13 protein-coding genes are annotated in these 15,311 nt (G+C 71.5%); all 13 read right to left on the reverse strand.

The features are described 5' to 3' along the window. Positions 1 to 6 precede the first annotated feature (6 nt). Positions 7 to 1,743: an exodeoxyribonuclease VII large subunit gene (gene xseA, locus KYK13_RS23580; protein ID WP_223633603.1), complete on the reverse strand. Its 1,737-nt coding sequence runs from the start codon at positions 1,741 to 1,743 to the stop codon at positions 7 to 9. Further along, positions 1,740 to 3,482, reverse strand: coding sequence for an FHA domain-containing protein (locus KYK13_RS23585; protein ID WP_223633605.1), 1,743 nt, complete (start codon positions 3,480 to 3,482; stop codon positions 1,740 to 1,742). Before KYK13_RS23585 ends, xseA begins: the two co-directional genes overlap by 4 nt. Positions 3,483 to 3,518: 36 nt before the next feature. Next, positions 3,519 to 6,503 (reverse strand): FHA domain-containing protein, encoded by a 2,985-nt coding sequence (locus tag KYK13_RS23590; RefSeq protein WP_370645150.1) that lies wholly within the window; start codon positions 6,501 to 6,503, stop codon positions 3,519 to 3,521. 73 nt (positions 6,504 to 6,576) lie between these two features. Then, a complete protein-coding gene (locus tag KYK13_RS23595; RefSeq protein WP_223646726.1) occupies positions 6,577 to 7,440 on the reverse strand; it encodes a type II secretion system F family protein in 864 nt (287 codons plus the stop codon). Between the two features lie 37 nt (positions 7,441 to 7,477). Beyond that, positions 7,478 to 8,323 (reverse strand): type II secretion system F family protein, encoded by an 846-nt coding sequence (locus tag KYK13_RS23600; protein WP_223633607.1) that lies wholly within the window; start codon positions 8,321 to 8,323, stop codon positions 7,478 to 7,480. A 76-nt stretch (positions 8,324 to 8,399) separates the two neighbouring features. Then, positions 8,400 to 9,215 carry a Flp pilus assembly protein CpaB gene (cpaB, locus tag KYK13_RS23605; RefSeq protein WP_223633609.1) on the reverse strand — a complete coding sequence of 272 codons (816 nt, stop codon included), beginning with the start codon at positions 9,213 to 9,215 and terminating at the stop codon, positions 8,400 to 8,402. 232 nt (positions 9,216 to 9,447) lie between these two features. Continuing rightward, complete coding sequence (locus KYK13_RS23610; RefSeq protein WP_223633612.1) at positions 9,448 to 9,687, reverse strand: hypothetical protein; 240 nt, start codon at positions 9,685 to 9,687, stop codon at positions 9,448 to 9,450. A 63-nt stretch (positions 9,688 to 9,750) separates the two neighbouring features. Beyond that, positions 9,751 to 11,151, reverse strand: coding sequence for an anti-sigma factor (locus tag KYK13_RS23615; protein WP_223633614.1), 1,401 nt, complete (start codon positions 11,149 to 11,151; stop codon positions 9,751 to 9,753). Further along, positions 11,148 to 11,795, reverse strand: coding sequence for an RNA polymerase sigma factor (locus tag KYK13_RS23620; RefSeq protein ID WP_223633617.1), 648 nt, complete (start codon positions 11,793 to 11,795; stop codon positions 11,148 to 11,150). The genes KYK13_RS23615 and KYK13_RS23620 overlap by 4 nt, the downstream gene beginning before the upstream one ends. Positions 11,796 to 11,859: 64 nt before the next feature. Continuing rightward, entirely contained in the window at positions 11,860 to 12,267 is a 408-nt protein-coding gene (locus KYK13_RS23625; protein WP_223633620.1) for a DUF2085 domain-containing protein, read from the reverse strand. Then, positions 12,236 to 13,291, reverse strand: coding sequence for an ABC transporter ATP-binding protein (locus KYK13_RS23630; protein ID WP_223633622.1), 1,056 nt, complete (start codon positions 13,289 to 13,291; stop codon positions 12,236 to 12,238). Before KYK13_RS23630 ends, KYK13_RS23625 begins: the two co-directional genes overlap by 32 nt. After that, positions 13,288 to 14,313 carry an ABC transporter ATP-binding protein gene (locus KYK13_RS23635; RefSeq protein ID WP_223633625.1) on the reverse strand — a complete coding sequence of 342 codons (1,026 nt, stop codon included), beginning with the start codon at positions 14,311 to 14,313 and terminating at the stop codon, positions 13,288 to 13,290. Before KYK13_RS23635 ends, KYK13_RS23630 begins: the two co-directional genes overlap by 4 nt. Beyond that, positions 14,310 to 15,302, reverse strand: a complete 993-nt coding sequence (locus tag KYK13_RS23640) for a general secretion pathway protein GspE (RefSeq protein ID WP_223633628.1) — start codon at positions 15,300 to 15,302, stop codon at positions 14,310 to 14,312. The genes KYK13_RS23635 and KYK13_RS23640 overlap by 4 nt, the downstream gene beginning before the upstream one ends. Positions 15,303 to 15,311 lie beyond the last annotated feature (9 nt).

Below are 15,311 nucleotides of genomic sequence, written 5' to 3' on the forward strand. Positions count from 1 at the left end.
GGCCCGCTAGCAGTCCACCGGGCCTTTCAGGCTCGTAACGGTGGCTTCGATTTCTTCACACCCCCCCAGGGTTTTCGCCCCGTGGGCCGCCAGCTTGATGCCCAGCACGTCCCCCACCACCACGTCCGACATGGAGCGCACCACCACGCCGTCCCGCTGGCGGAACGTCACCGCGTACCCGCGCGACATCACCTTCAGGGGGCTCAGGGCGTCCAGGCGGCCGCCCAGCCGGCCGAAGTGCGTCTGCGCGGACGACAGCATGCCCCGCTGGAGTTCCAGGAGCCGTGCCTGCGCCTGGGCCACCTTCGCCCGCTCGGCCGCCACGCGCGCCGTGGGCGTGGCCCGCTCCAGCCCCAGCCGCGCGTCCGCCAGCGCGCCCCGCCTCCGGGACACGCCCGCGCGCGCCGCCTCCGACAGGCGCATGGCCAGCTTCAACAGGTGCGCCCGCTGCTCCGACAGCCGCGTCTGGGGCCGCGCCCGCTGCAGCCGCTCCTGGAGCGCGCGCAGCGTCTCCCGGTGCTCGCGCGTCCGGGGGCGCATCACGCGCATCATCGCCTCCACCTGTTCGGACAGGTGCAGGCGCTGGTGGTTCACCTCACGGCGGGGGTCGGGCAGCCGTGAGCGCAGCTGGCCCTGGCGCTCGCGCAGCTCCAGCACCCGGCGCTCCATGGCCCGGCGCAGGCGGCCGGACTGCGTGGCCAGCGTCAGCTCCAGGTCCGCCAGCACCGGCGCCAGCCGCTCCGCCGCCGCGCTGGGCGTGGGCGCGCGCAGGTCCGCGACGAAGTCCGAGATGGTGAAGTCGATTTCGTGGCCGATGGCGGACACCACCGGCACGGGCGAGGCGAAGATGGCGCGCGCCACCCGCTCCTCGTTGAACGTCCAGAGGTCCTCCACGGAGCCTCCGCCGCGCGTCACGACGATGACGTCCACGTCCGTACGCGCGAGCCGCTCGATGGCCCGCGCCACGTCCTCCGCGGAGCCCTCCCCCTGCACGCGCGCGTCCGCCAGGAGCACGCCCAGCCGGGGGTTGCGCGAGTGCAGCACACGCAGGAAGTCCTGGAGCGCCGCGCCGGTGCGGCTCGTCACGACGCCGATGCGCCGGGGCAGGAACGGCACGGGCCGGGGCGGCCGCACGCGCCGGTCGCCGATGAGCCCCTCCGCCGCCAGCCGCTGCTTGAGCTGCTCGAACGCGAGCGCCAGCGCGCCCTCGCCCACCGGCTCCAGCCGGGACACGATGAGGCTGTAGCGGCCCTGCGGCTCGTACAGGTCCACGCTGCCCTCGGCCAGCACCTCCATGCCGTCGCGCAGCGCGAAGCGGATCCGCGACGCCATGGACGCCCACACCTTCGCGTCGATGGAGGCGTCCGAGTCCTTGAGCGTGAAGTACCAGTGGCCGCGCGCGTTGGCGCCGCGGAAGCTGGACACCTCGCCGCGCACCAGCACGCGCGGGAAGCGCGACTCCACCGTCTGCTTGATCTGCCGGGTGAGCTCGCCTACCGACAGCACCGTGCGCTCCGCGCGAGGCGGCGGAGTGACGGTGGCCGGAGGCGCCGGCGTGCTGGCGGCCGGGGGCTCCGCGGCGATCTCCGCCACCGGCGCGGACGGCGGCGACCTGGGCGGCTTGCTCGCGGCGGCGGCCTTCGGCGGGGCCGGACGCAGGGGAGGCAGGAGCGACGTGCCGAACAGATCGCCCTGCCCCGGCTCGTCGGCCGGGGGTGATTCGCCCCCCTTGCGCTTCTTCATCGCGACAGCTTCTCGATCCAGCCCTGGGCCTTGCCGTGCAGCTCGTCGTCCGGCGGCGTCATCGCGACGACGTCGCGGAACTTGGGCAGCGCGTCCTCGGGGCTGGAGTCCTTGATGGAGTAGGCCTGCATGTACAGGTCCTTCGCCTTGCCCTTGAGGTCGTTGACGATGTTGGCGGCGCCCGCGTGGGCGGGGTCCGCCTGGAGCGCGCGGCGGGCGAACTCCATGGCGCGCGACCACTGGCCGGCGGCCTTCGCGCCCGCGGCGCTCTTGTAATAGATGGTCGCCGCGCGGGTGCCCGCGTTGCGCGCCATCTTGCTGCCGCGCCCGTCCGTGATGTCCTTGTCCAGCGCGAGCAGCCGGGTGAGGCCCTTGGCGTCCAGGTCCTCCAGCTTCTTGTAGAGGTTGCCGAACTCCGTCACCTGCCCCATCAGCTGCTTGCACTGCGCCGTCTTGGCCGAGCACGCGTTGAGCATGGCCGCCGCGCCGGTGAGGTCGCCGTCGCGGAAGCGGTCCACGGCGGGCTCCCACGGCTTGGGCGCCGCGGCCACGCGCACGGGGTCCGGACGGGTCATGTCGGCGATGACGCGCGCGGCATCGTCATTGACCAGCTTGCCGTCGCGGTGCTCTGGGAAGGTCGCCAGCACGTCGTCGGTGATGGCCTTGGCCTTCTGCACGTTCTCCAGCTGGCGGGTGTCCAGCAGCCCCTTGGCCTCCTTCGTGCGCTTGTCGGCGGCTTCCGCCAGGTTCCTGCGCGCCGCCTTGAGCTGCTCGTAGAGCTGGGTGTCGCTGCTCACCTTCTCGATGGACGCCTTCGCGTTGGCGAGCTCGCCCTTGGCCAGCGCCGCCTGGGCCGTGGCCAGGTGGCCCTGGTTGGGGATCTCCCGCTCCGCTGCCTTCAGGTAGTCCGCCACGCCGGGGTAGTCCGGCGCCTGCGCGTTGAGCTCCTCCAGCTTCGCCTTGGCTTGCTGCCACTGGCCCTCGCGCACCAGGTTCTTGGCTTCCTGGAAGAGGCCGCCCAGCTGCTCGCGGTACTTGCGCTGCTCGGCCTCGATGCGGCCCTGCTCCTCCTGCTGGTGACGCATGCGCGAGCGCGCGACGCCCAGACCCGCGAAGAGCAGCACCAGCACGGCGGCGCCCGCGAGCTTGATCCGCATGCGCTTGCGCTGCATCTCCGGCGTGAGCTCCGCGGCCGCGGCGGCGCGCGACGTCTGCGGGCGCGCGCGGCCCTCCCGGGCGGGGCGCGCGGGCACGGCCACGGCACCGCGAGCACCCGAGGCGGACGGGCGGGGCCGGGGGCTGGAGGGCGCCTGCACCTTGGCGGTGCTGTTGGCGGTGTCCTCGTAGCGCAGCTCCGAGTCGCCCAGCGTGATGACGTCGCCGTTGGCGAGCAGCGTCTCCTCGGAGATGGGCTCGCCGTTGACGATGGTGCCGTTGCCGGACCCCATGTCACTGACCATCCAGCCGGCGGACTCCTTGCGCAGCGTCACGTGCTTGCGGGAGACGGACGTGTCCTGGATGCAGATGGGGTTGTCGGTGGAGCGGCCCACCGTGTACTCGAGCTCGGAGAGCGCGAACTCCTCGCCCTCCATGGGGCCGGCGACGACGACGAGCTTCGCCGGGCGAACCGCGGCCGCGGAGGCACCGGTCGACCGGCGGACCGGCGCGCGCTGTCCGGTCCCGGAGGAGGGCGTACCTGACGTAGGCCGTCGGCGGGCGGGGGGAGGTGCGTTCGACATGGAGGTCACCGCGTCCTGCTGAGGGGGGCACGCGCCTTAAAGCTCGTGCTCATAGGCTTTTTCCAGCGCGAGATTGTGGCAGCGATGCTCGGCCGTAGGGAAGCGTCTCCGCACGTCTTCCAAGGTGGCGACCGCGTCCCGTCGGCTTCGGAACTGAACCGCCCGCTGGAACTGCATCATCAGCTGGCTGCAGCGGTGGTCCAGCTCCATTGAAATCTGGGCGATCCGCTCCCGGACGTCGTCGTACAGCTCCGGCTTCTCGTCGAGCGCTTCCAGGGTGATCCACGCGGCCCGGTAGTCCCGCCACGACTTGAACAGGTTCTCCGCGCCCACATCCTTGAGCTCGTAGAAGCGGGCCCCGGACTTCGCCAGCTCCCGGGCGGAAGCGACCAACTGGTCGGGTGGCAGCTCGGGCACCGGGATGATCTCCAGGCGCAGGTTCCAGATGCGCCAGGGGTCATGGCCGGGCGGGTTGAGGGCGTTGTCGAAGAGGAGCTGGTTGTTGGCGTTGCGGCGCAGGAGGCTGGGGGGGAGGACGTGCTCCAGTTCGCGCTCGGCGGTCTGCGCCGTGTCTGGAGGCACCCAGCCCAGGGACACGCCGTTGAGGGACAGGTTGACCTCGTCCCGGGCGATGTCGCTGGCCTGATAGTGCAGCACCGCCACCGCGCGGGTCGGGGACACGAAGCGGAAGTCGAAGAGCTTGTCGTCGGCGTGGACCCAGCGCACGCCCTGGCCCAGGCCGAAGGAGTCCGGTACCGGATCCATGCCCAGCGTGAAGGGCTCGCGTCCCGGGAGGCGGATGGCGGTCGGCATCGCGAGCGCCGCGAGCAGCGTCACCCCCGCCAGCACCACCACCGCCGACACCGACACGAAGGCGATGCGCTTGGGCAGTGACTGGCGCTGCCAGAAGAGCTGGAACTGGCCAGCGAGCGACTTGCCCAACTGACGCCGCTTGCGCGCCTTGTCCGCGGCGGACGAGGGCTCGACCTTCGCGACGACCGTCACCGGGCCGTTGGGCACGAGCTGGATGGACGGGTCCTCCCGGTCGGGCGGGAGCGGCTGGGTGCCTTCGCCCTCCCCGTCCGCGGAGGGCGTGGGTGCCAGCAAGGGGGCCGCGCCCGGCGGCGGGCCGGGGTCCAGCGCCGGAGGAGGCACGGCGTGCTGCCGGCGGCCCACCTGCGTCACCGGCTCCGGCGGAGGCGGCGGGACGGGAGCGAGCCGGGCCTGCGGTGCCTCCGGAACCGCCGCGGCGGCGATGGGCGGTTCCTGGCCCGCGAAGGTCCCCGAGGCACGGGTCTCCTCGGGAGCCGCATCGACGTCATGGTCCTGGCCGACGAAGGTCGCGGGCTCGCGGGAGTCCGACGGGGGTGCGGCCGGTGCCGCGCTCGCGACACGCACCGGCGGGGACACGAGCGGGCTGACCGGGGTGATGGGCCGGAGGTCGAGGACCGTGCGCTCCTCGGGCTCCTCCATCGTCGGAGGGGGCAGCGCAAACGCGTCGTCCCGTGGCGGCGGCGCGTCCACCGGAGGTGGCGCTTCCGGGGTCGCCTGAATCGCCATCAGCGTGCGCTCTTCAGGCTCCTCCAGGGCCGGCGCGGAGAGCGCGGACACGGCCTCGTGCGATGGCACTCCCCCCGGAGGCGGCGCTGCCGGGGTCGCCTGAATCGCCATCAGCGTGCGCTCCTCCGGCTCGTCCATCACCGCGATGGGCAGCTCGGGGGCCGGCACGGAGACGGGCCCAGGCGAATCCACGGTGGGAATCGCCATCAGCGTGCGTTCCTCCGGTTCCTCCGGCACCACGGGCGCCAGGTCATTGGAGGGCGGCGTGACGGGAGGGCGCGCCGGGGGTGGCGGAGCCATGAGCCCCGGCGGCGTCATCAACGGAAGGCCGGACCCGGAGGAGGCCCCAACGCCTGGTGCCGTGGACGCACGCGAGGCGCCGCGATCCGGCGAAGGCCGGTTCGGTCCCGGCGTGCCAACACCGGGCGGGCTCGAGACACCATTCCGCTTCGCGGAAACAGGCTCCGTCGAGGCAGGAGCGCCCACCGCCGGAAGCTCCAGCGCCGTGATGTGGGCGGGCTCCACGGCAAGCGTGGCCGGCGCGTCCAACACGGGAGGGCGGCCGGCCCCCGAGCCATTGATCGCTGGCAGTCCCGGCCCGGAGGCCCTGACAGGGGTGGATGCTCCCGGAGCCTTGTTCACCGGCGAGGCGCTGCCCACGACAGGTCCCGCGGGCGCCTTGGCCGGCGAACCCGCGGGAGGAGCGGCAGCCCCCAACACCGGTGGCCCCGCGGGAGTTCTGGACGGCGCGCTCGCGGAAGGCCCCGAGGACGCCAACACCGGAGGCGAGCCGGGGACCTTGCCCGCGGCAGACGCTCCGGACGCGGAGCCCCCCAGCACCGGAGGGGGCCTGACCGGCGCGGTCCCCAACGCGGGAGCCCGCAGCACCGGAGGACTCCTGCCCGGAGTGGCAGCCCCCAGGACCGGGGGCACCGGTGGAGCCTTGACTGGCGTGGGGCCCCCCACCGCGGGCAGATCTGGAGCAGAGGGGCGCTTCGGTGGAGTCACCGCCGCCGGCATCACGGGCGTGGGCACTGCCTTCCCTGAGGGCACGGTGGCGGCGGGACGCGGCGGAGAAGCGGGCCTCGCCATGGCTGGCATCGACTGCTGGTAGCTCGTGGGCGCCGCTTCGATCTCCGCGAGCGACGCCTGCTCCACGCCCTGCGGCGACACCTTCGCGTGCGGCGGCGCGAGCACCCGCCGGATGGGCCGGGTGACGTCGTCGTCCCCGTCCGGCGGCATCCACACGAAGGTGAACTCCACCGGCCCCACGGTGATGCGGTCCCCGTCGCGCAGCTGCTTCTCACCGCTCAGCAGCTGGCCGTTGAGGTGCGTGCCGTTCGCGCTGCCTACGTCCTCGGCGAAATAGCGCCCATCCCTCGCGGTGATGCGCGCATGACGACGGGAGACACCGTGGTCATGCAGCACCAGGTCGTTCTCCGAGGTCCGGCCGATCTTCACTTCGGCCTGCTCGAAGGCGAGCTCCCGTCCGACCTGGAGCCCCTGGGTGATGGTGAGCAGGATGGGCAGAGGACTAGCCCCCGACGTTGCCGAACATGAACTGGAACACGATGGGCCCGAAGAGCACCATGAACACCGTCGGGAAGATGCAGGCGATCAGCGGGAACAGCATCTTCACCGGGGCCTCGCCGGCCAGCTTCTCCGCGCGCTGCGTGCGGTCGATGCGCATCTGCGTGGACTGGATGCGCAGCACCTTGCCCAGGCTCGTGCCCATCTTGTCCGCCTGGATCAGCGCCGTGACGAACGTCGTCAGCGACGGCAGGTCCACGCGCATGATCATGCTCTTCAAGGCCTCTTCGCGCGTCTTGCCCATCTTGAGCTGCTTGAGCACCAGCTGCAGCTCCTCGCGCAGCGGACCCTGGCGGCCCTTCTCCACCACCTTCGCCAGCGCGCCCGTGAAGTCCATGCCCGCTTCCACCGACAGCGTCAGCAGGTCCAGGTTGTACGGGAGCGCGCGGCTGATGGCCAGGTGACGGCGCTTCACCTGATCGTTCAACCAGATGAGCGGATAGAACAGGCCCAGGAGCATCACCAGCAGCGACCACGCCAGGTTCGCGCCAATGCCGTTGACGACGAACAGGCCGGCGAGCAACGCGAAGAACGCGCTCACCTCCTGCAACGCCATGATGTCCTCGGGCTTGTACTGCGACGGCTCGCCCGCCTTGATCAGCTTGCGGCGCGTCTTGGACTCGTAGCTCGGCCACATGAAGCGCCGGTTCATCGCGCCCAGCTTGCGGACGGCGACGGAGCCCGCGCCCTTCATGCCGCCAGCGGACTCGTCCCGCACCTCCGTGAGGAAGCGCTCCAGGACGTTGGTGTACAGGCCGATGCCCAGGAACGCCACCGCGCCCGCGGTCAGCAGTACCGAGCCGCCCATCAGCAGAGATGTCAGGACTTCCACGGTACGCCTCGCTTCAGATGTCGATGTTGACGATGCGGCGGATGATGAGGATGCCCATGATCTCCATGATGGCGATCAGGGTCACCAGGATGTAGCCGAAGATGTGGTTCATCATCGGCTCCATCAGGTCCGGACGCATGTAGTTGAGCACCATGCCCAGCACCGCCGGCATGGCCGCGACGATCCACCCCTGAAGCTTGCCCTGGGACGTCAGCGCGTCGATCTTGCCTTCCAGACGGAAGCGCTCGCGGATCACCGTGGAGATGGTCTCGAACATCTCCGCCATGTTGCCGCCCAGCTGGCGCGCGATGTTGGTGGACACCACCACCAGCTCCAGGTCGTCGCTGCCCACGCGGCGGCCCATGTTGATGAGCGCCTCCTCCAGCGGCACGCCCAGCTTCACTTCCTTCACGAAGAGGCCGAACTCCTGGGACAGGGGCGGCATCGCCTCGCGCGCCACGTGCTCGATGGCCTGCGGGAACGTGAGGCCGGCCTTGAACGCGTTGGCCATGGCCTGCAGCGCGTCCACCAGCTGCACGTTGAACTTCTTGATGCGGCGCTTGCGGTAGTGCTTCACGAGCAGCATCGGCAGGAAGAAGCCGAAGATGGTCGCCAGCACCGCCAGGATGGGGTTGAAGACGATGTAGCTGAGGATGCCCAGGAGGCACATGCAGGCGATGTTGAGGATCAACATCTGCCGCGCGTCGATGAAGAGGAACATGTCGCTCAAGTCGTTCATCGACTTGGCGACGTACCGCTCCTGGTACTGCTCATACGCCTTCGACAGGACGCTGAAGATCACCAGGCTGAAGAAGAAGACCGAGCCGGTGACGAGAAGGAGGACGATACCTGCGAGCATGGGCGCGAATCCCCGGGGGATGAGGGAGGGGGTGGCAGGGCCGCTCCAACTTCAGGAGGCGGCCCCGCGCGCGGGACTACGGAGTGCCGGCCGAGGCCTTCTCGCCGCCGCCGCCCCGGATGACCGTGATGATCTCCCGGCGCTTCTGCTCCAGCACGCGGGTGCGCTCACCGGAGAGCAGCGTGCTGATGGTGGCGCGGCCACGCTCCTCGATGAGGTCCACGTCGTCCTCGTTGCGCAGGGACAGCGTCAGGTTGCCGAGCTCCGCCGCCAGCACGAGGATCTCCGCCTCTTCCGGCAGCACCATCAGCGAGACGTTGCTGTACTCGCGCTGGTTCTCCGGGATGAGGTTGATGTTCGTGGTACCGGTGATCTTGCCCGTGGCCACGACGATGATGTTCTGCAGCAGCGTCACCGCGACGCTCTCGTCCGTCTGCGGATCGCGGAACGTGCCGATGATGTCCACGTGGTCGTTCGGGCGGATCCACCCGCCCACCGCGGTGGTCTGCTTCGCCTCGATGGTGATGGCGCGCGCCTTCTTCTGCACCTTCGTGGACAGGCGCTCGGCGGCCTTCGTGGTCTCGAACTGGCTCCAGAGGATGGGGTCGCCGGCCTGCAGCGCCACCAGCACCTTCTGGTTCACGATGTAGTTGGCGGAGTCCGGCTTCACCACCGACGAGGTGACGAACTGCTCCGGCACGGAGCGCTGGGAGATCATCTCATACGTGATGACCGAGCCCTCGGGCATGTCCTGCCCCGCCACCACCACGGGAACCAGGTTCCACCCGCGGCGCACATCGGCTTCCTTCTTCTTGATGGCCGAGTAGGCCACGATGCCCGCGAGCAAACCGAGCACCAGTGCGACGACGAGTGGGGTCTTACCCTTCAACATGGTTCGAGGTCCTCCAGAACGGTGGGGCGCCGTCGTGGCGGCAGGACTGCTTGGGACGAGGGGGCGATGCCAGGGCGCGAACGGGGCCTAATGTTAGCCATGCACCGCTGCGGGTGTCAAAACCACCTCTCGTGACAAAGCGGAATCCCGGGACCTCCGGCACTCGCGGGGCCTGCCCACCCGGCTGGGAGGACGGCGCGACACACGAGCGGATCCGCGACCCTGGCGTCCCTCAGGGGAACGGCAGGTTCAGCACGAAGTAGAACGAGTCGTAATAAATCTGGTACGCCTCGAGGAACAGGTCGATGACGTTGGACTGCTTGTCTTCGTTCCAGCGGATCTTCACCGTGGCGCCGATGACGAGCCCGACGATCAACACCCAGTTGATCATCGAGTACTCCACCATGGCCTGGCCACGGCGGGCCCGGCGCGGCGGCGACTTCCGGGGGCTGTTCACGGGGGGAGCGTGCACGATGCCCCCATTATCCAGCACCGGGGCCCTGGACGCATCGGTCATGTGGACTGCCGCCCTCCCCTACTGCGCGGGCTGGGCGGGGGCCGCCTTGGACGGAGCCGCGGGGGGCGTGGCCTGACGCAGGCGGCGCTGGGCCAGCTGGGCCGCGCTGGAGTCCGGGGCCTCGGAGATGATCTGCCCGCAGACGGCGGCGGCCTCCCGGGTCCGGCCCTGGACGGACTCGGACTCACAGAGGCGGGAGAGCAGCGCCAACCGCTCGCTGCCGTTGGCTCCAGCCGCGAGCGCGGCGCGCAGCAGCCGGGCCTCGCTGGCACGGTCGCCCCGCTCCGCGGCGGCCTGGGCCTGGGCGGACAGATCGCGCGCCGTCATCGCCTTGTCGGAGGCGGCCTTCCCCACGGGCACGGGCTTCGCGGTCGACGCCCGGGGGGACGCGGGCTCCGGGGGCGCGGCCCCGCCAATGGAGCCCGGGGTGCCGGGGGCCATGGTCACGGACTGGGCCTGGGGCGCGGCGGCCGCAGGAGGCGGCGGCGACGCGGAAGCGCTCGCGCCCCCCTCGTCCGCGTCGTCCGCGGCGAGCCCCCGGCCATAGGCCTTCGCGCCCAACCGCAGCGAGTCGTCCTTCGCGGCCAGCGCGGTGTCCGCGCCTGCCGCCGTCGCACGCCGCGGCGCGGGGACGACCTTTCCGGCCAGGTAGCCGTCGGACTTCTCTTCCTTCAGCGATGAAGCCATCTCCGCTGGCAGAGCCCCCGCGGCCGGTTCGAGCGGCGCGAACTCGTTGTCCGCGTCGCGGACGGCCTTGGCCACCTTCTTCTTCGGGGCGTCGTCGTACGAGCGGCGCCGCTCCAGGAGCGCGCCGCCGCTGCCCGCGTTCATCCAGTCCGACGGACGGGCCGCGCCCTTGAGCTCCGCCTCCGCCTGATTCCGGTCGAACTTCTCATCCATCGGCGCGGGTGAGACGGCCGCCAGCGCATCCGCGGCGCCCTCGGAGGAAGCCTCCTTCACGGCAGTGGGGGCAGGCGCCATCGTCGCGGTCGGCTGGCGCTTGTCCCACTCCTCCGCCTTCGCCGCGACCGGAGCGGCCTTCTGCGACAGGTTCGGCTCCAGCTGGAGGTTCTGGCTGATGGTCAGCGAGAGGAGGCCGAAGGTGCTCACCATGGCCACGCCCACCGCAGGCAGCAGCCAGCGGCGCCAGCGCGAGGGCTTCGGCTCGGGCCCCGCGGCGGCGCGGCGCGCGGCCTGCTCCGCGTACGCGAGCAGCGACTCCAGGCCCGCGTCCGGCGCGGGTTCGGCCGACAGCTGCGCCATGGTGGTGCGCACGCCGCGGATGTCCGCCAGCGCCTTCGTGCAGCGCGCACAGCCCTGGACGTGCTGCTCCAGCACCTGGGCTTCCGACGCGGGCAGCTCGCCGTAGGCGAAGTCGAGGAGCCGGTCCTCGTGCGCATGGACATTCTGGGCACTCATCCCGCCACCGTCCTTCCATCCTCCGACAGGTCGCCGTCCACGCCCAGCTCTCCCAGGCGGCGGCGCAGGCCCTCCAGCGCGTAGCGCATCCGGCTCTTCACCGTGTTCTCGGACACGCCCGTCACCTCGGCGATCTCCTTGAACGGGATGCCGCTGTACTCGCGCAGCACGAACACCTCGCGCTGTTCCTCCGGAAGGGCCCCGAGGGCCCGCTCCAACAGGGGCCGGAGCCGGGCGTTGTGCGCCCCGCGCTCCGGGCTGGCCCCGGCATCCGGCAGCCCCTCGCCCAGCGGACGTCCCTCGTCGCCGTCGGCACCCGCCGAGGGGGCTTCCAGGGACGTCGCCTGGCGGTAGCTCTCTTTGCGGGTGCTGTCCACGCAGAGGTTCCTCGCGATGGTGTACAGCCAGGTCGTGAACCGGGCCTTGGGCTCGTATTCCCGGGCGCTGCGGACGACCTTGAGCCAGGTCTCCTGCAGCACGTCCTCCGCCCGCGCCCGGTGCCCCACGAAGCGCAGGATGAAGTTGAACACCGGCGCGCGGTGCTTGCGTACCAACGCTTCGAACGCGCGCGCGTCTCCCGCCTGGAAGGCGAGCATCAGCTGCTCGTCTGAGGTTTCGGGTGCCAAACTTCCCCCAGTGCCCATGAAGCCACGGGTGCCATCCCCTTCACCGCCCACGGCCTGTAACGGACAGCCGCGCGCGAAAGGTCTATTCCGGCCGTGGCCGCCGGTAAGTGGCGAGAATGACAGGGACGGCAACCGCTGTCACCAGAAGTGCCTGCGCCAGCAGCACCGCCGGTAGCGGGCGCTGCACATGGACGTACAGCGAGCGGCCAAGAGCCAGCCCCAGCAGGACGCCCGTCAACGTGCGCACCGCGTTGGAACCGGAAGCGGGCCGGAAGCGTCCCACCGCCCAGTCCCCGAGCGCGGGCAGCGTGAGCGCCAGCACCACCGGCACGTCCCACTCCCACTGGAGCGGCGCCTTCAGCGCGAACAGCCCGACGAAGACGGCGGCGAGCACCGGGTACGTGCCCAGGCACCGCGCGCACACGCGCGCGCCCGCGAGCAGGTACGTGCGGTTGTACTCATCCGCGTGATGATGGCTGAGCCAGAACACCGGCACCTCCTCCGGACGCGGAAACAGCGGGCCCGTGCTGCATGTCGCGCGAATCCCCTTCGGCCAGGAAGCACGCCGCGGCATGGCCTCCCCCCAGGGGATACAGCGGCGGTGATTCAAGGCGGCAGCGCTCCATCGCATGCGGGCAGCGCGGATGGAAGGCGCAGCCGGACGGCGGAGACAGGGGCGAAGGCGGCTCGCCCGGCAGGAGCAGCCGGGCCCGGGGACGCTCCGGATCCGGCACCGGCACCGCGGACAGCAGGGCCTGCGTGTACGGATGGCGGGGACCTGCGTACAGCGCCCGCGACGGCGCGACCTCCACGATGCGGCCCAGGTACATCACCGCCACGCGCGTGGACACGTACTCCACGATCTTCAGGTCGTGCGCGATGAAGACGTAGGTCAGCCCGCGCTCGCGCTGCAGGTCCACCAGCAGGTTGACGATCTGCGCCTGGATGGAGACGTCCAGCGCGCTGATGGGCTCGTCCGCCACCACCAGGTCCGGACGCAACGCGATGGCACGTGCGATGCCGATGCGTTGACGCTGGCCTCCGGAGAACTCGTGCGGGTAGCGGTGCCGCGCCTCGCGGGGCAGCCCCATGGCGTCGAGCAGCGCCAGCACCTCGTCCTCGCGAGCCTTGCCCTTCGCGAGCCCGTGGATGGCGAAGGGCTCCGCGAGGATGTCGCCCACCATCATGCGCGGGTTGAGCGATGCGTACGGGTCCTGGAAGACGAGCTGCATCTGCCGGCGCAGCGGGCGCAGCTCGCGCTGGGACAGCCCGGTCAGCTCGCGCCCGGCCACGCGGATGGAGCCGGAGGTCGGGTCGAGGAGGCGCAGCACCGCGCGCCCCAGGGTGCTCTTGCCGCAGCCGCTCTCCCCCACCAGGCCCAGCGTCTCGCCCCGGGCGACGTCGAAGGACACGCCGTCCACCGCGCGCACCGTGCCGCGCGTTCGCCCCAGCCACCCGCCCTTCACCGGGAAGTGGACCTTGAGGTCGCGCACCTGGACCAGGGGTTCGCTCATGGCGCGGGCACCGGGTGGTGGCAGGCGGCGGACTGGCCTCCGCGCTTCGGCTCCAGCACGGGCGTGACGCGGGCGCACAGCTCCGAGGCGCGGTCGCAGCGGTCCCGGTACGCGCAGCCGGACGGCAGCGCGGTGAGCGACGGCACCATGCCGGGAATGGCCTTCAGCCGCTGACGCCCGCCGTCCGCCGCCGCGCCCGCGTCGTGCAGCGACGGGATGGAGCGCAGGAGGCCCGCCGTGTACGGGTGCGCGGGCCGCGCGAACAGCTCGCGCACCGGGGCCTGCTCCACGATGCGGCCCGCGTACATCACCACCACCGCGTCGCAGCTCCCCGCCACCACGCCCAGGTCGTGGGTGATCAGCATCACCGCCATGTGGCGCTCGGCCTGGAGGCGCTTGAGCAGCTCCAGGATCTGCGCCTGGATGGTGACGTCCAGCGCCGTGGTGGGCTCGTCCGCGATGAGCAGCGCCGGATCACACGCGAGCGCCATGGCGATCATCACGCGCTGGCGCATGCCGCCGGAGAGCTGGTGCGGATACGCATCCACGCGCTCGCCGGGCGCCGGGATGCCCACCTGCCGGAGCATCTCCACCGCGCGCTCGCGGGCCTGCGCCCTGGTGGCGCCCAGGTGCAGCCGGACGCCCTCGCCAATCTGCTCGCCCACGGTGAACACCGGGTTGAGCGACGTCATGGGCTCCTGGAAGACCATGGCCACGTGCCGCCCGCGCACGCGGCGCATCTCCTTCTCCGGCAGGGCCAGCAGGTCCTCGCCCCGGAAGCGCACCTCGCCGCCCACCACGCGGCCAGGTGGCTGGGGGACGAGCCGCATCACCGACAGCGCCGTGAGGCTCTTGCCGCAGCCGCTCTCCCCCACCACCCCGAGCGTGCCGCCGGGAGGAACGGTGAAGGACACGCCGTCCACCGCGCGCACCGTGCCGCGCGGGAGCGACAGCTGGGTGACGAGCCCCCGCACGTCCAGGAGCGGGGCCGGGGCCCCGGGGGACGGCGCGGCACCGGTCACTTCTGGGCCAGCTCCTCCAGGAACTCCGCCTCCTGGATGAGCCCCTTGCGGATGAGCAGGCGGATGAGGCTCGCGACCATGCGCGCGGGCTTCACCTTCTCCGTGTCCAGGCTGGCCTCCTCGCCGCGCGAGATGCGGTCGATGTCGTCCAGCACCGCCAGGTCCTCCTCGGAGAAGTCCGGCTTGGGCGTGAGGGCCACGGACGGCTTCACGCCCTGCGCGGCGCCGCCGAAGAGCACCACCGGCACGCGCGGCTTGCTCGGGTCCTCCGGCTCCGAGGGAGGCGGGGGTGGCGGCGGACGGGCCGCGGCGGGCGGGGGCGGAGGACGCGGGGCCTTGGGACGGGGCGTGGAGCCCAGGATGTCCTCGAGCACCTCCGCGCCGTCCGTGGAGGAGTCATGGGGCGGCGGCGGAGGCAGGTCCCAGTCCAGCGGCGGCGCGGGCGGGCGCGGCGGCGCGGGCGGGCGCGCGGCGGCCGGCGGGGGCGACGGCAGGATGTCCGGCGAATCGTCCTCGTCCATGTCCATGGGTTCAGCCTCCACGATGTCCAGCGGCTCGCCCCGGCCGCGCGAGAGCGCCTGCTCCAGGTCGTCCGACGCGGCGACGAACACCTTGAGCGGCTTGCGCAGCTGGAAGCGCAGCTCGTCCACCAGCATCAGGTTGCCCGGGTCCTCCACCGCGACGTGGATCTTCTCGCTGCGGCCGTCCTGCTCCGCGGCGAAGAGGAGCACCCGGTGCTCCGTCTGGAAGTCCATGGACACCAGCGACGACACCCCGTGCGGGATGTACTCGGGGAGCTTCACGAACGGCAGCTCGTGCTGCGCCGCCAGCGCCCGCGCGATGTCCTGGCCCGTGCACAGGCCCATGGACACCAGCACCTCCCCCAGCTTGCGTCCCTGCCCGCGACGTCCGGAGGCCAGGGCCTGCTTCACCTGCTCGTCCGTCACCACTCCGGCCTGGACGAGGAGCTCACCAATCTTCTTGCGCATGGCCGGGGG

Source organism: Corallococcus sp. EGB, from assembly GCF_019968905.1.
GTDB lineage: Bacteria > Myxococcota > Myxococcia > Myxococcales > Myxococcaceae > Corallococcus.